Consider the following 26,629-nt stretch of genomic DNA (forward strand, 5'->3'; position numbering starts at 1 on the left):
CCTAAGGCGAGTGTTTTTAGTTGATTTTTGCATATACACGTGCATCGCGTAAGCTGCCATCGGGTGCTAGGAAATCATTTTCCATTGTACCTTCTAAAATAAATTCTAGACGTTCTGCTAAGTTACATGCGTTTATATTTGTTGCATCAGTACGAATTTCAATTCTTCTAGCACCTAGTTTATCAAATGCAAATTGAATCGCACCTTTAATGGCTTCTGTCATATAGCCATGCTTTGTATAAGCGCTATGTAGCCAAAAGTGAAGTGAAAACTTTGGAATATCCCAGTTTTCAGGCTTGAGCGTAATAGCGCCGATGAATGTACCAGATACTTTATCGTATAAGTGGAAATCAAGTGTTTCACGAAGTAAAAACTGTCCGTGAGCTTCGCGAACAATTTCTTCAGCACGTTCTTCTGTTTCAGCTGTAATTGGCATCCATGGTAATAAGTCTTCTAGCGAAGCTTGGATTGCTTCATATACCTCTGTTCCATCACCTGGAAACGGCTTACGTACTTGCAAGCGCTCAGTTTGAAATAATGTTGGAAAATCTAATAATAATGGTTTCAAGAGAAATCCCTCCTATTCTCTACTTTTTAGTTTAGCAAAGTAGAGCGGAATTTCAATGCTAATTCGTCATACTTTTTTTCTTTCTTTCATACATTTTTAGTAAGAGTGTGAACGGAGGGAAGGAAAATGTGGCGAAAAACGTGGCAAGACCGTGTAATGTCTCACATACAGGAAAATTCTTCACTATATATATTTAATGCGGTTTTATTACTGATGGGAGTAATATTTGGAGCGATTCTTGTGAATAGTTTACAAATAAACCAAAAGCAAGATTTATCATTTTATTTACAGCGTTTTTTTGGACAAGTTTCTAAAGGAGAATTTGCTGTCGCAGGCGAAATGTTTCGAGAAAGTTACTTTTCGCAATTAAAATATATCGGCTTTATTTGGATTTTGGGGATTTCAATTATTGGGTTGCCACTCATTTTTATCTTACTATTTTTAAAAGGGGTAGTTGTTGGATTTACAGTAGGTTTTTTAGTAAGTCAGCACGGATGGAATGGACTATTATTAGCATTTGTATCTGTATTGCCACAAAATTTAATTATAATTCCTGTATTTCTCGTAATGACAACAATTGCTGCAAGCTTTTCCTTACGCATGATTAGGCATCAATTTATTCGGAAAATAACTGAGCCACTATTACCGTTATTAATTCGCTATACATGCTTTTTTCTCGTGATTGGAGCGGTATTAGCTATTGCTTCCAGTGTCGAAGTGTATGCATCACCAGTTTTAATGAAAGAAGTTGTGGAGGCTATTAACAAACAATAAATGTTTTTTGAGAATAATTATCAATTTGTTTTTATTGTTTTTCTTTTGACAGGAGCCCTTCTTCTGATATAATGGTGTAAGAGTGGCGAGGAGGGAGTAGTACCGAATGGAAGAAAGAATTGAACGAATTAAGAAGCAATTACATGCAGCGAGCTATAAATTGACACCACAACGTGAAGCAACAGTTCGTGTGCTGCTAGAAAATGAAGAAGATCATTTAAGCGCAGAAGATGTATACCTCCTTGTAAAAGAAAAGTCGCCAGAGATCGGATTAGCAACCGTTTATCGAACTTTAGAGTTATTGTCTGAGTTGAAAGTTGTCGATAAAATTAACTTTGGAGACGGTGTTTCGCGTTATGACTTACGCCAAGAAGGTGCACAGCGTTTCCATCATCATTTAATCTGTACACAATGCGGTGCTGTACAAGAAATACAAGAAGATTTACTTGGTGAAGTGGAGAATAAAGTGGAACGAGACTGGAGCTTTAAGGTGAAAGATCATCGTTTAACATTCCATGGGATTTGTAAAAATTGTCAAGAAAATGAAACGGATGAAAAATAACCTTTTCCTATTTAACTAGGAAGAGGTTTTTTATTTGAATAAGGTATAAATTGGTGAAAGCTTGGCATATGTTGTAATAACTTATATTTTGGAGGAATTTACAATGCGCCGAGCTTTAAAATTAACTTTTGATGGGATAAAAGTATTTTTATTATTTACAAGTTGTACGATTTTGTTTTATTTCGCTATACTATGGATAAATGAAGAATATGAAAGTTACCATCGTTATGAAAAGCCAAAAGAAGAGACTGTAGAAAAAGTATCAGGGAATGAGGAGCCGGAAAAGGATGCTTTCGTAAATAGAATGATGTTTTTCTATGAAAATGGGGAGTAGTGTAGATTGGAAGATCAATTAAAAGATTTTATTCATTATATGATTGTTGAAAAAGGTTTAGCGAAAAATACAGTTGTATCTTATGAACGCGATTTAAAAAGCTATGTGAAGTATTTGCAAAATGTAGAACAAACGAAGACGTTTCATGAAGTGACACGCTTGCATATTGTTAACTTTTTGCAGTATTTAAAAGAAAACGGGAAATCTTCAAAAACATTGGCGCGTCATATTGCATCGATTCGTTCGTTTCATCAATTTTTACTTCGTGAACGAGCAGTGGAGCATGACCCATCGGTACATATTGAAACGCCACAAGGGGAACGGAAATTACCAAAAGTATTATCAATCGACGAAGTGGAAGCATTGCTTCAAACACCGAAAACGGCAAGTGCTTTTGGGATTCGTGATAAGGCAATGTTAGAGTTGTTGTATGCAACAGGACTTCGTGTTTCAGAATTAATTGCATTAAATTTAGAAGATGTGCACTTAACGATGGGATTTGTTCGCTGTATCGGGAAAGGGAACAAAGAAAGAATTATTCCACTAGGAAGCTTAGCGACAGAAGCGATTCAAAAGTATATTGAAAAAGGAAGAAGAGAATTGATGGGTAAAAAAGCAGTAGATGCGCTCTTTTTAAACCATCATGGTAATCGATTATCGAGACAGGGATTTTGGAAAATTTTAAAACGGCTAGCGAAAGAAGCGAATATTGCAAAAGAGCTTACACCGCATACGTTGCGTCACTCTTTTGCTACGCATCTATTAGAAAATGGGGCAGACTTACGTGCTGTGCAAGAAATGCTTGGACATGCAGATATTTCAACGACGCAAATTTATACGCATGTTTCAAAAGCTAGATTAAAAGATGTATATAAACAGTTTCATCCGAGAGCATAGTTACTATGCTCTTTTTTTCATAGATTCAAAAGGCTATAGTACTTCACAAAAACTTCACAAACATTTCGTACATTGTTTTCAGCAGAAGACTAGAATATTACAATGTATTTCCTCTATACTAAATAAGGTATGAAGGAGGAAATGATGATGAAAAAACTTATTATGACTTTATTTATCGCGATGCTAGCATTGGCTGGCTGTAATACAAACAAAGAAGAACCGAAAAAAGAACAGAAACTGGAAGCTATAAAAGTAGCGGTTCAAACGAATCCGAAAGAAATTAAACCTGGTGAAAAAACAGAAGTACAAGCACTTGTTACACAAGGAAAAGAAAGAGTAACGGATGCTGATGATGTAAAGTTTGAGATTTGGAAAGATGGCGACGAGAAACACGAGATGTTAGATGGTAAGCATAAAGGAAAAGGTGTTTATGCAGTAGAGAAAACATTTGAAACTGATGGAGTATATCATATTATTCCTCATACAAATGCACGTGAAATGCATGTTATGCCAGAAACAAAAGTCGCTGTAGGAAATGCAAAAGTAGAAGATGCGAAAAAAGAAGAAGGTCATGGGGATCATAAAAGTGATACGATGATACATCTTATGGCTGGTGATATTAAAGCAAATGCTGAATCAACAATGAAAGTTCATTTGAAGCAAAAAGAAGAAGCGTTAACTGGTGCTGAAGTACAACTTGAGATTTGGAAAGATGGTGTTGAAAAGCACGAATTTATTCCGGCGAAAGAAGGAAATAAAGGAGAGTATGAAACGAAACATACTTTCAAAGAAAACGGTGCTTACAAAGTGAAAGTTCATGTTAAAAAAGGTGAACTACATGAACATAAAGAAGAAACAGTAGAAGTAAAATAAAAAGTAGCTCTTTAGAGCTGCTTTTTATTTTTATATTAGGAAATATGTTATAAAATGATTAGCACTTCTTTGCAGAATGGATTACAATAGAAGGGTAAAGAAAATGAGTAATTCTACGAAAATGTATTAAAAAGAAAGCGTAAACATGTTATGATATCAATATCAGATGTCTGACATCTGACTTGGAAAAACCTAGAAATGTTTTTTATTCGTTTGAAAGTAAAACGAAAAAGTTAGAGAATGATTTAAAGCAGTACTGTTTAATAATGAGGACGAAAGATAATTCCCATTGATAACAGTTTCACTTTATAGCGTTTTGAACATACTACAAGAAGTAGAACTGAACATATAGGAGGTTGCAGTTATGAATAAATATAAACGTATTTTCCTAGTCGTAATGGACTCTGTGGGAATCGGTGAAGCACCAGATGCTGAGCAGTTTGGTGATTTAGGTTCTGATACAATTGGTCATATCGCTGAACATATGAATGGATTACACATGCCAAACATGGTGAAATTAGGCCTTGGTAATATTCGTGAAATGAAAGGAATCTCTAAAGTAGAGAAACCGCTTGGATATTATACAAAAATGCAAGAGAAATCTACAGGTAAAGATACAATGACAGGTCACTGGGAAATCATGGGCCTTTACATTGATACACCATTCCAAGTGTTTCCTGAAGGATTCCCGAAAGAATTACTTGATGAATTAGAAGAAAAGACAGGTCGTAAAATTATCGGTAATAAACCAGCTTCTGGAACAGAGGTACTTGTTGAGCTTGGTCAAGAACAAATGGAAACAGGTTCTTTAATTGTTTACACTTCTGCTGATAGTGTATTACAGATCGCAGCTCATGAAGAAGTAGTACCACTTGAAGAGCTATATAAAATTTGTAAAATCGCACGTGAATTAACATTAGATGAGAAGTACATGGTAGGGCGTGTTATTGCTCGTCCGTTCGTTGGAGAGCCAGGAAACTTCACACGTACACCAAATCGTCATGACTATGCGTTAAAACCATTTGGTCGCACAGTAATGAATGAACTTAAAGATAGCGATTATGATGTAATTGCTATTGGTAAAATTGCTGACATTTATGATGGAGAAGGTGTAACTGAATCACTTCGTACGAAATCAAATATGGATGGAATGGACAAGCTTGTAGATACATTAAATATGGACTTTACAGGTATTAGCTTCTTAAACTTAGTTGACTTTGATGCCTTATTTGGTCATCGTCGTGACCCACAAGGGTACGGAGAAGCATTGCAAGAATATGACGCACGTCTTCCAGAAGTATTCGAAAAACTAAAAGAAGATGATCTATTATTAATTACAGCAGACCATGGTAATGATCCAGTACATCCTGGTACTGATCATACACGTGAATATGTACCGTTATTAGCATATAGCCCAAGCATGAAAGAAGGCGGACAAGAGTTATCACTTCGTCAAACATTTGCTGATATTGGTGCAACTGTAGCAGAAAACTTTAATGTTAAAATGCCAGAACATGGAACAAGCTTCTTAAACGAGCTAAAGAAATAGGGGGATAAACAGATGAATCGTGAACTAATTACAAAATCAGCTTCATACTTAAAAGAGAAATTTCAAGAGACACCACAAGTAGGACTAATCCTTGGATCTGGACTAGGTGTATTAGCAGATGAAATCGAGAACGCAGTAACAGTACCATACAGTGAAATCCCTGAATTCCCAGTTTCAACTGTAGAAGGACATGCAGGTCAACTTGTATTCGGTACACTTCAAGGTGTAACAGTAGTAGCAATGCAAGGACGTTTCCATTTCTACGAAGGATACGATATGCAAAAAGTAACATTCCCAGTTCGTGTTATGAAAGAACTAGGTGTAGAAACAGTTGTTGTAACGAACGCAGCTGGTGGTGTAAATACATCATTTGAACCAGGCGATCTTATGTTAATTTCAGACCATATTAACTTCATGGGTACGAACCCATTAATCGGACCAAATGATTCTGAAATGGGTGTACGTTTCCCTGATATGTCTACATCATATACGCCAGAACTTCGCGAAATGGCGAAACAAGTTGCAGCAGATTTAAATATTAAAGTACAAGAAGGTGTATATGTTGGAATGACAGGTCCTGTATATGAAACACCTGCTGAAATTCGTATGCTTCGTACACTTGGCGGAGATGCAGTTGGTATGTCAACAGTACCGGAAGTAATTGTAGCTCGTCATGCAGGTATGAAAGTACTAGGTATTTCTTGTATTTCAAATATGGCAGCTGGTATTTTAGATCAACCACTTCACCACGATGAAGTAATTGAAACGACAGAACGTGTTAAAGCTAATTTCTTAGCATTAGTAAAAGCAATTGTAAAACAAATGAAGGGGTGACTTCACAATGAGAATGGTGGACCTAATTGCAAAAAAACGTGATGGACATGCATTAACGACAGAAGAAATTAACTTTATCGTTGAAGGATACACAAATGGTAGTATTCCAGATTATCAAATGAGTTCACTTGCAATGGCAATTTTCTTCCAAGATATGAATGATCAAGAACGTGCAGATTTAACGATGGCAATGGTAAATAGCGGTGATACAATTGACTTATCAGCCATTGAAGGGGTAAAAGTAGATAAGCATTCAACGGGTGGAGTTGGTGATACAACGACACTTGTATTAGGTCCATTAGTAGCTGCTTTAGGTGTACCAGTTGCGAAAATGTCTGGACGAGGTCTAGGACATACGGGTGGTACAATTGATAAATTAGAAGCAGTACCAGGATTCCATGTGGAAATTGAAAATGATGAATTCATGCGTCTTGTAAATGAAAATAAAATCGCTGTTATTGGTCAAAGTGGAAACTTAACACCTGCTGATAAAAAGTTATATGCGCTTCGTGATGTAACTGCAACAGTAAATTCAATTCCTCTTATCGCTAGCTCAATTATGAGTAAGAAAATTGCTGCTGGTGCAGATGCAATTGTTCTTGATGTAAAAACTGGAGCAGGCGCGTTTATGAAAACGGATGAAGATGCAAAGCGTTTAGCAGAAGCAATGGTACGCATCGGTAATAACGTTGGTCGTAATACGATGGCGGTTATTTCTGATATGAGTCAGCCGCTTGGTGAAGCAATTGGTAATGCATTAGAAGTACAAGAAGCAATTGATACATTACAAGGTAAGGGACCGAAAGATTTAGAAGAGTTATGTTTAACACTTGGAAGTCAGATGGTGTACCTTGCTGGACAAGCTTCATCTTTAGAAGATGCACGTGAAAAGTTAATTGAAGTAATGAACAATGGTAAAGCGCTAGAATCATTTAAAACGTTCTTATCCGCGCAAGGCGGCGATGCATCTGTTGTTGATGATCCTTCTAAATTGCCACAAGCACAATTTAAAATTGAAGTGGAAGCGAAAGAAGACGGTTACGTATCGGAAATCGTTGCAGATGAAATCGGAACAGCAGCAATGCTTTTAGGAGCAGGGCGTGCAACGAAAGAGTCTGAAATTGATTTAGCAGTTGGTCTAATGCTTCGCAAAAAAGTAGGCGATAGCGTGAAAAAAGGTGACTCTCTTGTTACAATTTACGCAAACCGCGAAAATGTTGAAGACGTAAAAGCGAAAATTTATGAGAACATGAAAATCGCTAAAGGTCACGTAGATGCACCAACTTTAGTACACGGTATTGTAACGAAGTAATAAAGTGAAACTTTAATCAGTGGGGGCTTTATCCCCACTGATTATTAGCCTTCACCAATCGGGCATTTACGAGCAGACCGACCCAGACCTAACTTCTTTGCTTTCGCTGAATTTTGAGGTAGGGGTCTTACTGCCCGCAAATAGCGGGATAAAAAAAGCTGAGGAGATTTCTCCTTGGCTTTTTTTACTATTTTTTGTTTATAATAGTAATGGGTGAAATTATGATTAGAATTTGTGCAATAACGAAAAAAAATGAAGTTTTATATGATGTTTCGCTAGAAGAAACGAAAAAAGAGAACATCATATGGTATTGGCTTGATTTATATAAGCCAACGAAAGAGGAGTATACATATATTTTACAAGATCACTTCAAGTTCCATCCCCTTGCAATTGAAGATTGTGTAGAGTATGTACAGAGACCAAAGGTAGATTTTTATGATGGATATAACTTTTTAGTTCTTCATGCATTCGGAGAAGACGGATTAGAACCGCATGAAATCGATTTATTTATTAGTGATCGATATATAGTCTCTTTCCATTTCTCTCATAACAATGCGATTGAAAGAGTATGGAAAACGCTCGGTGAAAAGAAACGTATTAAGAAGAGTCCTTTGCATGTAGCACATACAATTATTGACCAAATTGTAGATGATTATTTCGCACCTGTTTATTACATCGAAGACCATTTAAATGCAATTGATGATAATTTAACGGGTGAGACAGCAGGAAGTGTGCTAGAAGAAGTATTTGATATTCGTGCAGATTTATCTAAGCTAAGGCGTACGATTATTCCGATGCGTGATTTATTGTATCGTATATTAAATTCAACACGTTTTTACGGTATAAGCGATCATGAAATTTATTTTAAAGATATACATGATCATTTGCTTAAACTGACAGAGATGATTGAAGCGAGCCGTGAATTAACAGCAGATATTCGAGATAGTTACTTTTCGTTGAATTCCCACCATATGAACAATATTATGAAAACATTAACTGTTTTCTCAACTATTTTCATGCCGTTAACATTTATTGCAGGGGTATACGGCATGAACTTCGCACATATGCCAGAGCTTGGCGGGAAGTATAGTTATTTTATTTGCTTAATTTTAATGGCATTAATTGGCGGCGGAATGATGGCTTGGTTTTATAAAAAAGGTTGGTTTAAGTAAAAAAAACACCGAGGATTTCCTCGGTGTTTTTTTCTTAGCCAATAGCGTGTAATACGAACATGGCTAAGAATAAGCATGTAATAATATACATGGACGGTGCGACTTCTTTACGCTTTCCAAGTGCAACTTTCAAGATAGGATAAGCGATAAATCCGAACGCAATGCCATCAGCGATACTATATGTGAGCGGGATCATAACGATAATTAAAAACGCTGGAAATCCTTCTGAAAAGTCGTTCAGAGGAATTTGTTGAATGCTTGTAATCATCAGCCCGCCAATAATAATTAAGATTGGTGCAATGGCACTGTCAGGAATTATTTTGACAAACGGAAGCGCAAACAGTGATGCGAAGAATAACAACCCTGTAACGATAGACGTCAGACCTGTCTTCCCGCCTGCAGTAATACCTGCGGCACTCTCTACTGTTGAAACGGTAGGGCTTGTGCCAAATAGACCACATGTCATTGCTGAAATTGCATTTGCTTGGTAAGCACGTGGGAATTTACGATCATCTTCTAATAAACCATGTAAAAGTCCCATGTTCTCAAAAATAAGCACCATGCTTAAGGAGAATGTTGCAATCCAAAATGGCAAGGAAGAAAGTTTCCCAAATGACATAGCTCCAAACACATCGCCATAATTAGCGAATGAAAACGAACTATTTCCCATTTGACTCGTATCAACAAGACCAAACAGCCATGCAATACCAGTTCCAATTGCAATCGTCCATAAAAAGCTTCCACGTACGTTACGCGCAAATAGTACAAGTGCGACAATAAGAGTAAGTAGTGTGGCAAGAACGACAGGACTACTTAATTTTCCCATTGCAACAGCAGTATTAGGATGCGAAACGACTAAACCACCTTTTTGCAAGCCGATGAAAGCTAAAAACAACCCGATGCCGACAGTGATCGCTTCCTTTAATGACTTTGGAATCGATACCGAAAGCACGCGAGCAATCGGTGTAAAAGCAGCAATTGCAAAAATAATACCGGCGATAAAAACAGCTGCCAATGCTTCTTGCCAAGTTAAACCGAGCGTATGCACAGCAGTGTACGTGAAGAATGCATTTACACCCATACCAGGGACAAGAATAGCAGGTGCATTTGCCCAAAATGCCATGAGTAGACATCCGACAAATGAACTAAAAACAGTTGCCAAAATTCCTGCCTCAAGAGGAATGCCGGCATCTGATAAGATTGACGCATTTACAATCATAATATAAACAATTGTGAAAAATGACGTGACTCCAGCTAAAACTTCTTGTTTTGGTGATGTTTGGTGTAAGTCTAATTTAAATGTTCTTTCAAGTATTCCTTTCATGTTAAACCTTCTTTTTCATATCCCTCTCCCACCCGTGATATCTCTTATGTAAGAGCTCACCGTCCTTTATTATATCAGAACATCATGTTTTTACAACAACGAAAATGATAACGGTTACTTATAAATGAGTTTATTTATAAATACGTAAAAATTGCCCGGATAGATGAAATGATTTCTAGTTCTCCTGATTGAATGGGCGGAGCTGCTTGCGCATGCAAAGTAGCATATGATGAGATCTCCCGTGGTAATTGGGCAGATTCTTCAACGAGTGAGAGGGGAACAGGATTAATATTTAAATTGTAAGTACTCGCAATTGTGCGAGCTTTGTCTACTGCTTGTTGCAGAGCTTGAATGAGAGCTTGCTCATAATATTTATTTGGATGAGATATTCGAAAACGTAATCCTTTTGCTACGTTTGCACCATTTGTAACGGCTATATCATATACTTCCCCTGCTTTTTGCACATTTAAAACGGTAATTTCATACAAATGCTCCACACGGTAGCCTTGTAGTAATGCTTTATCATTTACATATTCGTATTGAGGAGTAATTGTATAAGAAATGGTTTCTATATCTTTATCGGCAATACCTAGCTGTTTGAGTGCATCAAGCAATTGTTTCGATTGCACTGCATTTTCTTCTTGCGCCTGTTTTACATTTTTACTATCTGTTCGAATGCCCAGTGTTAATATGACAACATTTGGTTTTGCCTTTATAATGCCTTCTCCTTGTACAGTAATAGTAGCTTCTTTACCAGTATTCGTCGTACGGATATTATGTAAATACGGATTCATTCCACTTTGCATTTATGCTCACCATCCTTTTTTATATGTATATGTGTGAACAAAAAAGAAAATCTTATGAAAAAAGTTACATAAATGAGAATGTTGAGGGAAGAAAGCATATACAATATAGGTATTTATAGATTATAATATGTGTAAATATGATAAAAAAGGGACGAGGCTAGTGAACGAAAATAGAGAAACACTGATTTTAGATTTATCTGCATCATTTCGAAAGATGATACGTTTATTACAAAATGATATTAATACACGTTTTTCAGAGCATATGCCATATAATGAATTCTCTGTATTACGTGCGTTATTTTTAAAAAGTCCACAGATGGCTTCGCAAATTGCGAGTGAAGTAAACGTAACCTCCAGTCATATTACAGCTGTAACAGATCGTCTCGTGCGAAAAGGGTTTGTTGAAAGAAAACGTTCAAATTCGGACCGTCGTATCGTATACTTAGAAATTACTGAAAACGGACGAGAAGTAACTGAAAAGCTTGAAGCTGTGCGTAAAGAATATTATAAAGAGAAATTTAAAGGTTGGAGCGACCAAGAGATAGAAATGGTTTTAGAACTATTTGGCCGCGTATTATAATAAATGAGGATAGGAAGCGAGAGCTTTCCTATCCTTTTTCTTTTGAATAAAAATATTTTGAAACTCCGATACTTTAATTAAACAGATCGGAGGAAAGATTATGAAATATATTGCTGCACTTACCATTTTACTTGGAAGTTTTTTCTGCTTTCATACATTCATGTACGCTGATACCCCTATCCAAGTGGTGCAAAAAGAAGTGAAGTACATTGAGAATGATAATACCGTCTTGTATTCGAAATTATGGGTTCGTTCTATGCAAAACGCAGTATTATTTCATCATAGCGATAATGTTCGTAATCAGGACACTTTGCGTAATGTAACAAGTTCATCGCTCGTTAAAGCGAAGCAATTACCATTTAAGAAAGCATCAATGTACATTCCAAGATTATCGCAATACGTATCAAAAGCAGGGAAAGAAAATATTCAAGTGCACTACATTGCGGTGCACTATAATGTGAAAAAAGAAAATGCGTATCAATTAAATGGTATGAACTATTTTCTGCAAGTATTTGTGAAAGAGCGCGGCGAATGGAAAATTGCTGAAAGTGTAGTCGCGCCGACAGAGCAAATTGTGAAAAATGGTGATGGATTTGGGATGAAAGAAGAGATGGTGTATGGGGATAGGAGAGAGAATGTAAAATAACCTCCTTTTGAAGGAGGTTATTTCGTATGAAGTAAAAATTTTTTATTTATCAAATAGTGAAGTATTACATAGCTAAATACCCCTATTATTATGAATCCAGCGTAATAATTTAATAGCGGATCATTTTTTCCACCTGTTATTCGGCCTCCTAATAGAGCGCAACATATTGTAACAACTGGTATAAATAAACCATGTAGTTTAGTGAATAATAATATTTTACCGTTATTTTCATTTGGGGTCCGATTATATAAAAATACGCCTAATGGTAAAAGAATGAGAATATAAAGAATCGGAGTGATAAGCTTCCAGACGGGCTGGAATTGATGGTGCTCCTTAACGGATTCTTTTAAATTATTAATGTCTACTTCTTTTAATTTTGGATTAAATTCATAAGATATATAAGTATTATTAGTAGGTGCAAAAACTTCAATGCTTTCTATATATGATGTATAATTCGTTTTCTTAACGAAAAATTCAGTTGTAGGTACATTTGTGTGAATCCAAGCAAAATGAAACAGTAACACGCTTATTCCATATGGTAATATAATGAAAATTAAGCTTAGTATACTATGTGAAATAACATTGCCAGCAATTGTTCCGATAAAAAGGGCTATTGTAAAAATCGCAATCCATGTAATGGTAACATAACATAATAATGTACCCATTGGCCCAAAAGATTGGTATTGGCTAAAAAGATTAATCTTTAGGATGAAATAAGTTAAGATGCCATTAAGACTCATTATGAATAGAATTGTGATTGTCCCGAACAGCCACTTAGAAAGAAAAAGCTCTTTTCTCGAGAATGGCATTGCAAATAACAGATAATCTGTTTGATTTTGTCTTTTCCAACTGATTAATGAACAGGCAAGTAATATGAAAATTGGAATGAAGGGAATGATAAGAGTATCCCCATTTAAACTATAGCTGAAATAGCCATCTTCGTTTGGCTGAACCTGTAAATCATTAAAGTAGCTAATAGGTAAAAACCAAAAACTACTACAAGTAAAGAGTAAAAGGATGTACTTACTTTGCTTGTAATGATGGAGCCATAAAGCTTTATGAAACATGTAATCCCTCCTGTAGCAAAATTCCGATAATGTTGAGTTTATTTAGTGTTCCAAGAGAACTTCCATCTTAATAGTTTGGATAGAAGAAAATAGCTAATTACACTTGTCCCCAAAAATCCAATATAAAAATTAAGTAATGATTTGTCTCCTCTTAAGATTAAACCACCAACTATTCCTATAAAGAAAATAATAAAGCTCATAACTATTTTTTGTAGCCTCGGATATAGTAAGAAACTGCCATTCCGCTCATTGACTGAACGAACATATAAATACATACCGAGTGGTAATAAAATAATTATATGTGTAATAGGTGCGATCAATAATTTTGCTGAAGGCATATTTGTAAAGTCTGGTTCATTATGACGCACTCCATCAGGATCGGTATAGGCACTTTGTGGATTATAATCAAATCTAATACGAAAATCTTCTACTGGACCAGAAATACGGATATTTTCCAAAAAACGGTGCATAATTCCATTGTTTTCATGAAAATCTATATTTGAGTGAATAGCAATGACCCCTGAGATAAGAGATGGAAGTAACAATGGGAACATGAATATAGCTGCAGTGAGAAGTCCCTGCGAGATAATATTCCCAGTGATTGTTCCTATACATAAGGCAAGTGTATAAATAGCAATTAATACAATTAACATGTATATAAAATAAGAATGAAATGGAGAAAATACTTGGTATTTATTATGAAAAGTCATTTTTTTCATAATAGCAAATAGTCCCCAATTTATGCTGACAGCTGCTATAATATTACAAATACCAAAAAACCATTTTGTCATAAAAAGGTGTGAACGTTTAAAAGGCATAGACCAAAGAAAATCAATGGAATTATTGTGTCTTTCCCAACCGATTAAAGTGCAGGCCAGAATGATAAGTGCACCACCTTGAAACATGACGGGATCCATAAGTGATAAATCTAAATGGTAATAATATACATAATCACCTTCTTTCGTCATTTTTAGAAGGTGTTGTTGTTCAATAGCTGCCATATAGTATTTGTATGACAAATTGTAGAAGCTAACGAACCAAAATAACCAGACCATATATTTACTCTGTTGATACGTCCTTAGCCATAATGCTTTTTGAAACATAGGATCTCTCCTTTAAAAGACTTTATAATTTGTAAGGCGCTTTAGTACGAAATAAGTGATGATTCCGGCGAAACACATACCGGTATACTGATTAAATAAGAAATTAAATAGAGGTAATCTATAGCTACCTAGTAATGCAAAATAGATTGTCGCTATCCATATCCATATTCGCAAATGTTTTTGGGAAATAAATACCTTTTGACTGTTTTCAATTGGCGACCGCCTGTATAAATATGTGCCAATTAGTAAATAGAATATTGTATAAAAAATAGGAACTAGCATCGATTTAGCTGAATAATAACTATGGAACTCTGGACCTTTTAAAAGCGATGAATCGGGTGTTTCCTGATCTCTTTCCGAATTATAGTAGTAACTAATAGAAAAATTATTTATCGGTGCAACGATATTTGTTTTTTCATTAATTTTGAAAAGACTTACATATAAGTGTCGGTCTTTCTTATATGTAATATCTAGAGAATTGATTGTAAAATTGTATAGTAATGAAATAAATGTAAGACCCATTAGTAACCAAGGAATACAAAAAACGGCTTGCGAAACAATACTTCCAGTAAAGGCACCGATACATAATGCAGCTGTATATACTGCAACATATGAAACAATCGCATAGAGAAAGTATCGATGAAACGGCCCAAATGATTGATAATCAAAATGAATGGTTGTTTTATAAATAAAGTACATAAGAATCCAGTTTATAAGGAATGAGCCTACAATACAGAATGAACCGAAAGCCCATTTGGATAAGAAAACATCTTTTCGTTTAAAAGGCATTCCCATAAGTAAAGTAATAGATTGATTGCTACGCTCCCATCCTATTAATAGGCACGCTAAAGAAATAATAAGAATAGTTAACCAAAAACTACTATTATTTGACCCAAATGCGTAATGATAATCGAAAGTTCCTTTTTCTTTTAAATTATAATATTTAGCAAGTTGTAGTTGAGCTTCCCTATAGTATCTGAAAGATAAAAAATAAAGTGAACTAAAGAAAAATAGTAACGCAGCATATTTCCCGCGCTTCCAATTCCACATCCACAACGCCTTATGAAACATACCCATCCCCCTCAAGTGTCGTAACGAAGACATCTTCAAGTGACATTGATAATTCTTCAATGAGTATTGGTTGCTCTTTATAAAACTTCTCCAGTGTTGTAGCCACATTTTCCTTAATTAAGATTGTATATACTTTTCCTGTTTGGTTTAATATTTTAATATTGCTTAAGTTTTCTAGTTTTTGAGGTAATGAACGTTCATAAGCAACTTGTATTTTGGCAAATCGTGATTTTGCATCATCTAGTGATGTAATAGAATCTACTGTATGTCCTTTTAAAATAATGATTGTATCGGCAATTTTTTCAACTTCATCTAAATGGTGAGTGGAGATGAAAATTGTAATTTCTTTTTCTGCTACTTCTTCAACGAGAAATTGTAGAATCTGTCTTTTAACGATAGGATCAAGTCCGTTTGTCGGTTCATCTAAAATGACATATTCTGCTTTTGCAGCGAAAGCTAAAATAATCGCAAGCAGTGCTTTCATTCCTTTTGAGTAACTACGAATACGTTTGTTTGGTAAATTAAAACGTTCTAATATTTCATAAAAATACTGTTCATCAAATGCTGTATAAACCGCTTTATAAAACTTTACGATTTCCTTCACTGTATATCCGTTTAATATGTTAGTAGAATCTGGAACGTATACAACTTTTTGTTTAATTTCAGGATGCATATGAACATCTGTATCCTCATATGTAACAGTTCCTTCATCGGGGTCTAAAATGCCGACCATCGTTCGTAATAAAGTTGTTTTCCCTGCGCCATTTCTTCCGAGCAATCCGACGATACTACCTTTTTGTAATGTGAAAGAAACATCGTCTAAAATCGTTTGGTTATCAATTGTTTTCTTCAAGTTTGTCACTTTCAACATCTGTATTTCCTCCAATCTCTTTATAGTATGAATCTATCCAATCGTGAATTTTATCTTTCGTAATCCCAAGATAAGAGGCTTCTAGTAATAATTGATGAAATTGCTTTTCAACCATAGCGATTTTCCTTTCGTCTAATGTTGGGGTAATCGATTGGGCTACAAATGTTCCTTTTCCTCGTAATGTTTCAATAATCCCTTGTCGCTCTAATTCTTGATAAGCTTTACTTACTGTATTTGGATTTATAACGAGCAAAGAAGCAAGCTCGCGTACAGAAGGAAGTTTATCACTTGGAGCTAACATATTTTTTAGTACGAGCTCTTTTATATTTTGAACAATTTGTTCCCATATCGGAGTGTTGCTTCTTGGATCAAGTTGAATATGCAAGAGCAATGTCTCCTTCCTGATGAGTATTAAGTGTACTACTACGTGTAATACACTTAATACAATATAGGCAATGAATTTATTTGTCAACTGAAAATAATAGAAAAATATGGTATTAAAAATGTATAAATTGGAAAAAATAAGTTTGATATAGAATGGAGGGTTAGTCATGAAGCGAGTTTTTGGAATACTTGTTTGTTTCATGTTATTGCTTTCTGGTACTTCAGTTAGTTTCGCACAATCTGAGAAAACGAAGCAGGAAAAAACAGAAGAAACCACGCCGAAGTTAGCGGAACAAGCATCGTCAGCGATCGTAATTGAGCAAGATACAGGTAAAGTTTTGTTTGATAAAAATCCAAATGAAAAGTTACCACCTGCTAGTATGACAAAGATTATGACAATGCTATTAATTATGGAACAAGTTGAAAAAGGAAAACTAAAACTAAACGATAAAGTTAGAGCGAGTGAACACGCAGCTTCAATGGGCGGATCACAAATTTTTCTAGAACCTGGGGAAGAGATGACTGTAAATGAAATGTTAAAGGGCATTGCAATTGCATCTGGAAATGATGCATCGGTTGCAGTAGCTGAGCATATCGCTGGTTCAGAAGAAGGTTTCGTAAATATGATGAACAAAAAAGCGAAAGATCTAGGATTGAAAAATACACATTTTCAAAATCCGACAGGTCTTCCAGCGAAAGATCATTATTCTACAGCGAATGATATGGCTATTATGGCGAAAGAGTTGATGAAGTATCCACTTATTCGAAAATACACAGGTAAATATGAAGACTATTTACGTGAAAATACGGATAAGAAGTTTTGGCTTGTTAATACGAATAAGCTAGTACGTTTTTATCCTGGAGTAGATGGAGTGAAAACAGGCTTTACGACAGAAGCGAAATATTGTTTAACGGCATCGGCTGAGAAAAATGGTATGCGTGTTATTTCAGTTGTAATGGGAGCACCTACATCAAAAGAGCGGAACAATCAAGTAACGAAGCTTCTTGATTATGCATTTGGACAATACATGACAAAGAAATTATATACACGTGGTGAGAAAATTAAGACTGTACAAGTAGGAAAAGGTAAGGAAGAAAAAGTAGATTTAGTTGCGTCAGACAATGTGTCTCTTCTTATGAAGAAGGGCGAAAATATGGACAAAGTTAAACAAGAAGTGATTGCTGAAAAGAAAGTGAAGGCACCGATTAAAAAAGGTGATGCACTTGGCACACTTGTTATTAAAAGAGATAAAGATGTTTTATTAAAACAAACAATTGTAGCGAAAGAAGATGTTGAGGCAGCGAGCTGGTGGGAGTTATTTAAAAGAAGTTTTGGGATGTTTTCAACATCAAAATAGCGGCGAAAATTTTGATGTTTTTCTGTTCGTATTTACTGAAATAATTGCTGAAAGGTTTCACTTTATGACGAAATAGTTCTTCTTTTGTCAGTAGGAAGGATTCTGATTTTATATCACGAAAATCTTATGTTAATGAGTAAAGTTTGAGCATAAGGAGGAAATCGTGTGAGTCTTTCCATGCATTTAGAAGTAAAACGTGACGTCTTATGTGTGAGGCTAGAGGGCGAGTTAGATCATCATACTGCTGAAGAGTTGCGAACGAAAGTCACAGATATGATTGAGACACATGGTGTTCATCATATTATTTTGAGCCTAGAGAACTTAACATTTATGGATAGTTCTGGTTTAGGCGTTATATTAGGCCGATATAAACATGTAAAGGGATTAGGTGGAGAGATGGTTGTCTGTGCAATTTCACCGCCCGTTAAACGTTTATTTGAAATGTCAGGTCTATTCAAAATTGTTCGTTTAGAAGAAAGTGAAGCGCATGCGCTCGCGACGTTGGGGGTGGCGTAGATGAGAAATGAAATGAACCTTCAATTTTCAGCGTTAAGTCAGAATGAATCATTCGCTCGTGTTACGGTAGCTGCTTTTATTGCGCAATTAGACCCGACGATGGAAGAACTAACAGAGATTAAAACAGTTGTGTCAGAAGCGGTTACAAATGCAATTATTCATGGGTATGAAGGAAATGCAGAAGGTGTTGTTTATATTTCAGTGATTTTGGAAGAAGCGATGGTGAAACTCACGATTCGAGATGAAGGGATTGGTATCTTTAACTTAGATGAAGCAAGACAACCCCTTTTTACAACTAAACCTGAATTAGAGCGTTCCGGAATGGGATTTACTATCATGGAAAATTTTATGGATGAAGTAGAAGTTATTTCAAACGAATCTTTCGGGACAACAATCCATTTGACAAAATACTTATCAAATAGTAACGCTCTATGCAATTAAGGAGAATAGCCAATGGACATAGAGGTCAGAAATGAGAAGAAGAAACCTCAGTTAAAGGACCACGAGCTAAAAGCGTTAATTCAAAAAAGTCAAGATGGAGATCAACAAGCGAGAGATACAATCGTTCAAAGTAATATGCGTCTCGTATGGTCGGTTGTACAGCGATTTCTTAATCGAGGATACGAACCAGACGATTTATTTCAAATTGGATGTATTGGACTCTTAAAATCGGTAGATAAATTTGATTTATCTTTCGACGTGAAATTTTCAACATATGCAGTTCCAATGATTATCGGTGAAATACAACGATTTTTACGTGACGATGGATCAGTGAAAGTAAGTAGATCTTTAAAAGAAACAGGAAACAAAGTCCGAAAGATGAGAGACGAGCTTTCGAAAGAATTTGGAAGGGCTCCAACGATTAATGAGGTAGCACAGGCTCTTGAACTAACGCCGGAAGAAGTTGTTCTGGCGCAAGAAGCGAGTCGTGCTCCTTCGTCGATACATGAAACCGTGTATGAAAACGACGGAGATCCAATTACTATTTTAGATCAAATTGCAGATCAATCGGAAACGAAATGGTTTGATAAAATTGCTTTAAAAGAAGCAATTAGAGAATTGGATGAACGAGAAAGGCTAATTGTGTATTTGCGCTATTATAAAGACCAAACCCAATCAGAAGTAGCGGAGCGCATAGGCATTTCGCAAGTACAAGTTTCAAGACTTGAAAAGAAAATATTAAAACAGATGAAAGATCGAATAGATGAATAGCTATCTATTCGATTTTTTTTTATTGTCACGAAAAGTAGAAGATTCCAACTATCGCTAAAAAATTTACAGAATTTATTGATAATTTAGTTAATTTAAACTATAATCCAAGTATGAACTTGTCACAAAGGGGGAAGGAAACATGGAAACGAGGCAACAATGGGGAACTAGGGCTGGATTTATTTTTGCAGCAATCGGTTCCGCTGTTGGACTAGGGAATATATGGCGTTTTCCTTATACAGCGTATGAAAACGGGGGAGGCGCATTCTTTTTACCGTACTTATTTGCATTATTAACGACTGGTATTTCATTGTTAGCTTTCGAGTTTGCTCTTGGGCATCGCCATCGTGGTTCGGCGCCACTTACATTCTTCCGTATTCATCGACGTGCTGAATTTATTGGATGGTGGCAAATGTGTGTGACATTTATTGTTTCAACATATTACGCTGTAATCATTGCTTGGTCTATTTCGTATACGTACTTTGCAATTACTGGAGCATGGGGGAAAGACACGCAATCATTTTTATTTAAAGAATATTTACATGTTGCAGATAAGCCAGGACAATTCGGGGGGCTCGTACCAGAAGTATTAATTCCGTTAGCTCTCGTTTGGATTATTGTGCTTGGTGTTGCGTTTAAAGGAGTTAAAAAAGGAATCGAAGTTGTTAACCGTATTTTTATTCCTTTACTAGTTGTTATGTTCCTTATTATCGTTGTTCGTGCAGTGACGATGGAAGGTGCGATGCAGGGGCTAGATGCATTTTTTAAACCAGATTGGAGTCGTATTTTTGATGGGAAAGTATGGCTTGCTGCTTACGGTCAAATTTTCTTTAGTTTATCTTTAGCATTCGGAATTATGATTACGTATTCTAGTTATTTACCGAAAAACTCAGATACAACAAATAATGCTTTTATTACAGGATTTGCAAATTCAGGATTTGAATTATTGGCAGGTATTGGTGTCTTTGCAGCTCTTGGATTTATGGCGAATAACATGGGGGTACCGGTTGATAAAGTAGCTAGTGCTGGTGTAGGACTTGCATTTGTAGTATTCCCGCAAATTATTAATGAGTTACCGATGTCGCCGTTATTTGGTGTATTATTCTTCTTATCTCTAACTGTTGCTGGAATTACATCACTCATTTCACTTGCAGAAGTATGCTTTGCCGCTGTATCTGAAAAATTCAGCTTGAGTCGTCAAAAGACGATTGGAATTATGGGAACGCTATTAGTATTAGTTTCTCTTGTTTTTGCAACACGTGGTGGACTTATGTTCCTAGATGTTGTTGATTACTTCGCTAACAATTTTGGATTGATTACAATTGCACTCGTTGAAGTAGTTACAATAGGACTAATCTTGCGCCGTTTACCAGTTTATCAAAATCATGCAAACTTTGTATCTGATATAAAGTTAGGAACGTTTTGGAGAGTGAGTTTACTCGTTATTACTCCACTTATGTTAGGGTATATGTTAATTGATGGTACAATCCAAAACATTAAAAAGAACTACGGAGGTTATCCAACAGAGTTTGTTGTAACGTATGGTTGGTCGATAGCGGCAGCATTCCTTCTAGTCGCGTTAGTTATTGGTCTGAAAAAATGGAATGCACAAATACATTCAGACTCTGTCCAGCTTGAAAAAGAATGGAAGGACCGAGGTGTTTCATGATGAGTGGATCAGCGATTATGATGATGGTTATAGGTATGGTAGTCATTTGGGGAGGACTTGCATTAAGTATTGCAAATTTATTTAAGAAAAAGGCATAAGCTAAAAACATCTGTACCGAAATGGTACAGATGTTTTTTTTATGAAAAAATTGTATTAGAAAAAATTCCAATAACCATACTACAACTACGAGGAAGAGTGAAGGGGTGAATGGAAATTGGAAGGAACAATTTATATTAAAATGCGCAATCGCTTAAAAGTGTCTCCTACGTATGAAGTAAGGCTGAGCGATGTTGCTCAACTTGCCGGAGATTCTTTTGTAGTTGAGTCGTTACAAAATGAGATAGTCTACAACATAACAGCACATGATAAGACGCATGTTGTAATTGATGTCATGAAAGTAATTGAGATTATTCAACAAAAAGCATCTCATGTACAAATTAATTTACTGGGTTCTGGACAAACTCTTGTTGAAATTATATACGAAAAAAAGAAAGTGCATCCGGTTTTCTTCGGACTTGTATGGTTGTTACTTTTCATTGGAGCGGCCCTTGCGATCATTTATTTCCATGAAGATGTAAGTATGCAACAAGTACACCAGCGGTTATATTACATGATTACTGGAGAATTTAAGGCGCAACCACTTTTATTTCAAATTCCTTATTCACTAGGTCTTGGATTAGGTATGGTCTTATTTTTTAATCATGTATTTCAAAAGAGAATTAATGAAGAGCCGAGCCCGTTAGAAGTTGAGATGTTTCAATATCAGCAGTCGCTTGATCAATATGTAATTGTTCATGAAAACAAGGATAATATGAAACAGATTGCTGATGATTGAGTGTGCATTTGTTGTATTAATTGGCTTAGCTGGAGGGATTGCAGTAGGTAGCGGATATGTCGCGTTTTTAGCTGTACTTGGTATAATCCCTCGTTTAGCTCAATTAACGAGAAGTGGAAAGCATATTCAATATTTTGAGTGGGCGGTCATTGCGGGTACTTTAACTGGGGCTTGGTGTAGTTTGAAAAATATTACATTTCAAACGTCACAATATTGGCTTGTTATATTAGGGATATTTTGTGGCACATTCATTGGAATGCTCGCTGCGGCATTAACAGAAGTATTAAATGTTTTACCTATTTTAGCGAAACGAGTCGGGGTAGAGGGGAAAATTGTTGTTTTACTCGTTGCTCTTGTACTTGGAAAAGTAATAGGCTCATTGTTTCACTGGATTTATTTCGTAAAGTAGGAGGCAATATATATGACAAGGCGAAAACTGAAAGATGATTACATAAATAAAGTGAAGGAGTACCATCCAAAGCCAAACTATTTGCTAAATTGTGTGAAGGCATTTCTTGTAGGTGGGCTCATTTGTACAGTCGGAGAAATATTGATGAAATTTTATATACATTATTTTCACTTTAGTGAACAAGAGGCAGGAAATCCGACAGTTGCAACGCTTGTTTTATTTTCGGCGATTTTAACAGGGTGTGGTGTATATGATAAAATCGGGCAGTTTTCTGGAGCGGGATCAGCAGTACCAGTTACTGGATTTGCGAATTCTATGGCGAGTGCCGCACTAGAACATAGGAGTGAAGGGATTGTTCTAGGAATCGCTACTAACATGTTTAAGCTTGCAGGAAGTGTCATTGTATTTGGAGTCGTCGGTGCATACATTATCGGGTTAATAAGATATACATTTCAAATTTTAATGTCTTAAAGGAGGGGTGGGTATGAGATTGACAGGAAAACAAACGTGGGTATTTCAAAATGATATCTTCGTGAATGCAACTGGTACTGCTGTCGGTCCGAAAGAAGCTGAAGGCCCTCTTGGAAAGGATTTTGATATTTCATATTCTGACTTACATTGCGGAGAGGAAAACTGGGAACTTGCTGAACGAAGGTTAATGTCAGACTCAATTCAACAAGCGATGCAAAAAGGGAATATAAAAAAATCGCAAATTGATTTCTTTTTAGCGGGAGATTTATTAAACCAAACAGTGACAGCAAATTATGTTGCTCGTGAGTATGGTATTCCTTTTTTAGGGATGTTCAGCGCTTGTGCGACGTCAATGGAAACTTTGGCGATTGGATCAGCTTTTATAGATGGTGGATTTGCGAATCGTATTTTAGCTACAGTAAGTAGTCATAATGCGACGGCTGAAAGACAATTTCGTTCCCCAACAGAATACGGAGGACAAAAGCCAGGGACAGCAAACTCAACTGTTACCGGAGCAGGGTCAATATTAATTAGCAATGAGGCGAGTGCAATTAAAATAACAGCAGCAACAATTGGTAAAGTGCAAGATTTAGGAATTGCTAATCCTTTAGATATGGGATCAGCGATGGCACCATCTGCTGCTCATACAATTCAACAACATTTTGAAGATTTGAGAAGAAGTGCAGCTGATTATGATCTTATTGTTACTGGTGATTTATCGGCTGTGGGGACACCAATTGCGAAACAACTTTTACTTGAGGAAGGGTATGATTTGGGGAATGTATACAATGATTGTGGATTAATGATTTACAATTCAAATCAAGAAGAAGTGTTTGCAGGGGGCAGTGGTTGTGCTTGTTCAGCTGTTGTAACATACGGCCATTTATTGCGTGAAATGCAAAAAGGGAATTTACAAAGAATTTTTGTCGTTGCAACTGGAGCTCTATTAAGCCCCATGATGATACAACAGAAGGAAACGATTCCAACGATTGCGCATGGTGTTGTGTTTGAAAGAGTTAAAGGAGAGTGAATTGTGGATTTTATATATGCATTTCTTGTAGGAGGAGCTATTTGTGTAATTGGACAAGTGTTGCTAGATTTCGCAAAGTTAACACCGACACATTTAATGGCAACTTTTGTAGTCGCCGGAGCTATTTTAGACGGATTCGGATTGTACGATAAGCTTATAAAATTTGCAGGTGCTGGGGCAACAGTCCCTATTACAAGTTTTGGACACTCACTATTGCACGGGGCAATGCATGCGGCAGAAAAACATGGATATTTAGGAATTGGAATCGGTATGTTTAGCTTAACGTCTGCGGGGATTTCAGCAGCGATATTATTTTCATTTTTTGTTGCACTTATATGTAAACCGAAAGGATAAATCAAATGAGACGAAGGGTTGTTTTGGTCACAGATGGAGATGAATATGCAAAGCGGACAATTGAGCTGTTAACAAAGGAATTTGGGGGGAGGTGTATTTCAGCATCGCAAAGTAATCCGACCAAATTGACAGGGAAGAAAGTTGTTGAGCTTATTATGCAAACGCCATATGACCCTGTATTTGTCATGTTTGATGACAGCGGATTTATAGGAGAAGGATCTGGTGAAAAGGCGTTAAAGTATGTCGCAACACATAAACAAGTTGATGTACTCGGTATTTTAGCAGTAGCATCTAATACACATCATTGGGAATGGGCGCGTGTAGATGTAAGTGTAGATCGGAATGGGAATTTGACAGAATATGGCGTTGATAAATTTGGACTCCCAGATGGTGAAATTGGCAGGATTAGTGGGGATACGATTTATTGTTTAGATGGTCTGAATGTTCCTGTCATAGTGGGGGTCGGTGATATTGGCAAGATGTGCGGAAATGATGAATGGGAGAGAGGATCACCTATTACTAGAAAAGCGATTCAATTAATTTTGGAAAGGAGTGGCTTTTATGACGAAGCCTAAAAAAGTGAATATCCCGATTTCATCTTTTTTAAGTGATAATGAAAATTATTTAAAGCAAACAGTTGGACTTGGTGTTACATACGATGTTGGTATTCGTAAATTTAAAATTTTAAATAAAGAAATTGGTGTGTTATTTGTAAATGGACTTTGTGATACGAATTATATTATCCCTATTTTAGAAGAAGCGGTGGATACAAATGAAATAAGGGATGTAGAAGAAGATACAGTAAAGCTTTTAGAGAATCGTTTAATTCATCAACAAGTAAGTAAAGTAAAAACGATGGATGATGTAATGCTCCAAGTATTATCAGGACTCATTGTTATATTTGTGGAAGGTGAAACTGAAGCGTTCGCAATAGATGTTCGTAGTTATCCGGGCCGGACACCGACAGAACCAGATACAGAAAAGGTAGTGCGTGGTGCAAGGGATGGATTTGTTGAAAATATCGTTGTAAATACAGCGTTAATTCGTAGAAGAATACGCGATCCACGTCTTCGAAATGAAATGATTCGAGTAGGGGATAGATCGCAAACGGATATTTGTATTACATATGTACAAGATGTTGCAAATCCGGATTTAGTGAAGATTATAAAACAAGAATTAAATAATATTGAAGTAGATGGGATTACGATGGCGGATAAAACGGTAGAAGAATTTGTAGTGAAACAAGGTTATAATCCATTCCCGCTTATCCGATACACAGAGAGACCAGATGTAGCAGCAAATCATCTGTTAGAAGGACATGTGTTAGTACTCGTTGATACATCACCAAGTGCTATGATCACTCCAACAACATATTTTCACCATTTACAGCATGCAGAAGAGTTTAGACAAAATCCAGCTGTAGGTACATTTTTACGTTGGGTACGTTTTTTAGGTGTTATATTTTCGCTATTCTTACTGCCATTTTGGCTAGTTTTTGTTTTTGATCCGACTCTTTTACCGGAAAGTCTTGCTTTCATTGGACCAAATAAGATGACGCATTTACCGATTTTATTACAAATTTTGATGGCTGAAGTCGGACTCGAATTTTTAAGAATGGCTGCCATTCATACACCGACATCATTGTCGTCGGCAGCAGGATTAATTTCTGCCATATTAATTGGTCAAATTGCAATTGATGTAGGTTTGTTTGTACCAGAAGTTATTTTGTACGTAGCAGTTTCTATGATTGGAGCATACGCTACGCCAAGTTATGAGTTAGGGCTTGGGAATAAGATTGGAAAATTGTTTGTCATTATTTTAACAGGCATATTTCATGAAATGGGATTTGTCATTGGAATGACGATATTGATTCTATTTTTAACATCTATAAAAAGCTTGCAAACACCGTATTTATGGCCGTTTTTACCGTTTGATTGGGGCGCGTTAACGAAAATTTTACTTCGTCCAACTATGTCTAGTTTAAAGGTTCGTCCAAGTATTGTAAGACCTCAAAATGTGCGAAGACAAAAATAAGCGGGATTATGCTCCGC

General features: G+C 36.1%; 32 protein-coding genes. 24 read left to right on the forward strand and 8 right to left on the reverse strand.

The features are described from left to right. Positions 1-16: 16 nt before the first annotated feature. Positions 17-568, reverse strand: a complete 552-nt coding sequence (locus MKX66_RS26815; RefSeq protein WP_002033881.1) for a GNAT family N-acetyltransferase — start codon at positions 566-568, stop codon at positions 17-19. Between the two features lie 126 nt (positions 569-694). On the opposite strand from MKX66_RS26815, the gene spoIIM reads away from it, so the two are divergent. The 9 genes from spoIIM (at position 695) to corA (ending at position 8,875) form a co-directional block, all read left to right on the forward strand. Continuing rightward, entirely contained in the window at positions 695-1,342 is a 648-nt protein-coding gene (gene spoIIM, locus MKX66_RS26820; RefSeq protein WP_002014939.1) for a stage II sporulation protein M, read from the forward strand. 106 nt (positions 1,343-1,448) lie between these two features. Continuing rightward, positions 1,449-1,904, forward strand: a complete 456-nt coding sequence (fur, locus tag MKX66_RS26825) for a ferric iron uptake transcriptional regulator (protein WP_000392654.1) — start codon at positions 1,449-1,451, stop codon at positions 1,902-1,904. Positions 1,905-2,007: 103 nt separating this feature from the next. After that, a complete protein-coding gene (locus MKX66_RS26830; RefSeq protein WP_215590150.1) occupies positions 2,008-2,238 on the forward strand; it encodes a YqzK family protein in 231 nt (76 codons plus the stop codon). A gap of 6 nt (positions 2,239-2,244) precedes the next feature. Next, positions 2,245-3,135, forward strand: a complete 891-nt coding sequence (gene xerD / locus MKX66_RS26835; protein ID WP_002143042.1) for a site-specific tyrosine recombinase XerD — start codon at positions 2,245-2,247, stop codon at positions 3,133-3,135. Positions 3,136-3,279: 144 nt separating this feature from the next. Then, a complete protein-coding gene (locus MKX66_RS26840) occupies positions 3,280-4,008 on the forward strand; it encodes a FixH family protein (protein WP_002088470.1) in 729 nt (242 codons plus the stop codon). Between the two features lie 364 nt (positions 4,009-4,372). Beyond that, complete coding sequence (deoB, locus tag MKX66_RS26845; protein WP_002014935.1) at positions 4,373-5,557, forward strand: phosphopentomutase; 1,185 nt, start codon at positions 4,373-4,375, stop codon at positions 5,555-5,557. A gap of 12 nt (positions 5,558-5,569) precedes the next feature. Continuing rightward, complete coding sequence (locus tag MKX66_RS26850) at positions 5,570-6,391, forward strand: purine-nucleoside phosphorylase (protein WP_001078443.1); 822 nt, start codon at positions 5,570-5,572, stop codon at positions 6,389-6,391. A gap of 7 nt (positions 6,392-6,398) precedes the next feature. Continuing rightward, entirely contained in the window at positions 6,399-7,703 is a 1,305-nt protein-coding gene (locus tag MKX66_RS26855) for a pyrimidine-nucleoside phosphorylase (RefSeq protein ID WP_044442729.1), read from the forward strand. 209 nt (positions 7,704-7,912) lie between these two features. Next, positions 7,913-8,875: a magnesium/cobalt transporter CorA gene (gene corA, locus MKX66_RS26860; RefSeq protein ID WP_002067031.1), complete on the forward strand. Its 963-nt coding sequence runs from the start codon at positions 7,913-7,915 to the stop codon at positions 8,873-8,875. Between the two features lie 34 nt (positions 8,876-8,909). On the opposite strand, the gene MKX66_RS26865 is transcribed toward corA, so the two are convergent. Both MKX66_RS26865 and MKX66_RS26870 read right to left on the reverse strand, forming a co-directional pair. Beyond that, the gene (locus MKX66_RS26865; RefSeq protein WP_002033892.1) at positions 8,910-10,199 is read right to left on the reverse strand and encodes an NCS2 family permease; all 1,290 of its coding nucleotides are present in this window, start codon (positions 10,197-10,199) and stop codon (positions 8,910-8,912) included. 134 nt (positions 10,200-10,333) lie between these two features. Further along, entirely contained in the window at positions 10,334-11,005 is a 672-nt protein-coding gene (locus MKX66_RS26870; RefSeq protein ID WP_002033894.1) for an SIMPL domain-containing protein, read from the reverse strand. Between the two features lie 160 nt (positions 11,006-11,165). On the opposite strand from MKX66_RS26870, the gene MKX66_RS26875 reads away from it, so the two are divergent. Both MKX66_RS26875 and MKX66_RS26880 read left to right on the forward strand, forming a co-directional pair. Continuing rightward, positions 11,166-11,585 (forward strand): MarR family winged helix-turn-helix transcriptional regulator, encoded by a 420-nt coding sequence (locus MKX66_RS26875; protein WP_002088468.1) that lies wholly within the window; start codon positions 11,166-11,168, stop codon positions 11,583-11,585. Between the two features lie 100 nt (positions 11,586-11,685). Continuing rightward, positions 11,686-12,231, forward strand: coding sequence for a hypothetical protein (locus MKX66_RS26880; protein WP_002033896.1), 546 nt, complete (start codon positions 11,686-11,688; stop codon positions 12,229-12,231). 17 nt (positions 12,232-12,248) lie between these two features. Here MKX66_RS26880 and MKX66_RS26885 read toward each other — a convergent pair whose 3' ends face one another. Genes MKX66_RS26885 through MKX66_RS26905 form a run of 5 tightly spaced genes read right to left on the reverse strand, consistent with a single transcriptional unit; the run spans position 12,249 to position 16,728 of the window. Next, entirely contained in the window at positions 12,249-13,298 is a 1,050-nt protein-coding gene (locus MKX66_RS26885; protein WP_326996590.1) for an ABC transporter permease, read from the reverse strand. Between the two features lie 38 nt (positions 13,299-13,336). Then, positions 13,337-14,401 (reverse strand): ABC transporter permease subunit, encoded by a 1,065-nt coding sequence (locus tag MKX66_RS26890; RefSeq protein ID WP_326996589.1) that lies wholly within the window; start codon positions 14,399-14,401, stop codon positions 13,337-13,339. Positions 14,402-14,413: 12 nt separating this feature from the next. After that, the gene (locus tag MKX66_RS26895) at positions 14,414-15,472 is read right to left on the reverse strand and encodes an ABC transporter permease subunit (RefSeq protein WP_326996588.1); all 1,059 of its coding nucleotides are present in this window, start codon (positions 15,470-15,472) and stop codon (positions 14,414-14,416) included. Next, positions 15,462-16,343 (reverse strand): ABC transporter ATP-binding protein, encoded by an 882-nt coding sequence (locus MKX66_RS26900; RefSeq protein ID WP_341087476.1) that lies wholly within the window; start codon positions 16,341-16,343, stop codon positions 15,462-15,464. The genes MKX66_RS26895 and MKX66_RS26900 overlap by 11 nt, the downstream gene beginning before the upstream one ends. Then, the gene (locus MKX66_RS26905) at positions 16,309-16,728 is read right to left on the reverse strand and encodes a GntR family transcriptional regulator (protein WP_002033900.1); all 420 of its coding nucleotides are present in this window, start codon (positions 16,726-16,728) and stop codon (positions 16,309-16,311) included. Before MKX66_RS26905 ends, MKX66_RS26900 begins: the two co-directional genes overlap by 35 nt. Positions 16,729-16,894: 166 nt before the next feature. On the opposite strand from MKX66_RS26905, the gene dacF reads away from it, so the two are divergent. From dacF to spoVAF, 13 genes are all read left to right on the forward strand, one after another. Beyond that, complete coding sequence (gene dacF, locus MKX66_RS26910) at positions 16,895-18,085, forward strand: serine-type D-Ala-D-Ala carboxypeptidase DacF (RefSeq protein WP_002088461.1); 1,191 nt, start codon at positions 16,895-16,897, stop codon at positions 18,083-18,085. A gap of 165 nt (positions 18,086-18,250) precedes the next feature. Beyond that, positions 18,251-18,601, forward strand: a complete 351-nt coding sequence (gene spoIIAA / locus MKX66_RS26915) for an anti-sigma F factor antagonist (RefSeq protein ID WP_002128957.1) — start codon at positions 18,251-18,253, stop codon at positions 18,599-18,601. Continuing rightward, the gene (gene spoIIAB / locus MKX66_RS26920; RefSeq protein WP_001243400.1) at positions 18,602-19,042 is read left to right on the forward strand and encodes an anti-sigma F factor; all 441 of its coding nucleotides are present in this window, start codon (positions 18,602-18,604) and stop codon (positions 19,040-19,042) included. Positions 19,043-19,054: 12 nt separating this feature from the next. After that, complete coding sequence (gene sigF, locus MKX66_RS26925; protein WP_002014922.1) at positions 19,055-19,813, forward strand: RNA polymerase sporulation sigma factor SigF; 759 nt, start codon at positions 19,055-19,057, stop codon at positions 19,811-19,813. A gap of 139 nt (positions 19,814-19,952) precedes the next feature. Further along, positions 19,953-21,479: a sodium-dependent transporter gene (locus tag MKX66_RS26930; RefSeq protein WP_002143036.1), complete on the forward strand. Its 1,527-nt coding sequence runs from the start codon at positions 19,953-19,955 to the stop codon at positions 21,477-21,479. Next, positions 21,479-21,577, forward strand: a complete 99-nt coding sequence (locus MKX66_RS26935; protein ID WP_000016829.1) for a methionine/alanine import family NSS transporter small subunit — start codon at positions 21,479-21,481, stop codon at positions 21,575-21,577. The genes MKX66_RS26930 and MKX66_RS26935 overlap by 1 nt, the downstream gene beginning before the upstream one ends. Before the next feature lie 116 nt (positions 21,578-21,693). After that, the gene (locus MKX66_RS26940; RefSeq protein WP_012261651.1) at positions 21,694-22,314 is read left to right on the forward strand and encodes a stage V sporulation protein AA; all 621 of its coding nucleotides are present in this window, start codon (positions 21,694-21,696) and stop codon (positions 22,312-22,314) included. Next, positions 22,307-22,723, forward strand: a complete 417-nt coding sequence (gene spoVAB, locus MKX66_RS26945) for a stage V sporulation protein SpoVAB (protein ID WP_012261650.1) — start codon at positions 22,307-22,309, stop codon at positions 22,721-22,723. Before MKX66_RS26940 ends, spoVAB begins: the two co-directional genes overlap by 8 nt. Positions 22,724-22,735: 12 nt before the next feature. Beyond that, positions 22,736-23,194 (forward strand): stage V sporulation protein AC, encoded by a 459-nt coding sequence (gene spoVAC, locus MKX66_RS26950; RefSeq protein WP_088040088.1) that lies wholly within the window; start codon positions 22,736-22,738, stop codon positions 23,192-23,194. 13 nt (positions 23,195-23,207) lie between these two features. Continuing rightward, a complete protein-coding gene (gene spoVAD / locus MKX66_RS26955) occupies positions 23,208-24,224 on the forward strand; it encodes a stage V sporulation protein AD (protein ID WP_215590147.1) in 1,017 nt (338 codons plus the stop codon). 3 nt (positions 24,225-24,227) lie between these two features. Continuing rightward, positions 24,228-24,578 carry a stage V sporulation protein AE gene (gene spoVAE, locus MKX66_RS26960; protein ID WP_002143033.1) on the forward strand — a complete coding sequence of 117 codons (351 nt, stop codon included), beginning with the start codon at positions 24,228-24,230 and terminating at the stop codon, positions 24,576-24,578. Between the two features lie 5 nt (positions 24,579-24,583). Further along, entirely contained in the window at positions 24,584-25,153 is a 570-nt protein-coding gene (locus MKX66_RS26965) for a stage V sporulation protein AE (RefSeq protein ID WP_002088445.1), read from the forward strand. After that, positions 25,140-26,612 (forward strand): spore germination protein SpoVAF, encoded by a 1,473-nt coding sequence (gene spoVAF / locus MKX66_RS26970; RefSeq protein WP_002143032.1) that lies wholly within the window; start codon positions 25,140-25,142, stop codon positions 26,610-26,612. Before MKX66_RS26965 ends, spoVAF begins: the two co-directional genes overlap by 14 nt. Positions 26,613-26,629: the final 17 nt, after the last annotated feature.

The organism is Bacillus sp. FSL R9-9530 (assembly GCF_038008145.1).
Lineage (GTDB): Bacteria > Bacillota > Bacilli > Bacillales > Bacillaceae_G > Bacillus_A > Bacillus_A mycoides.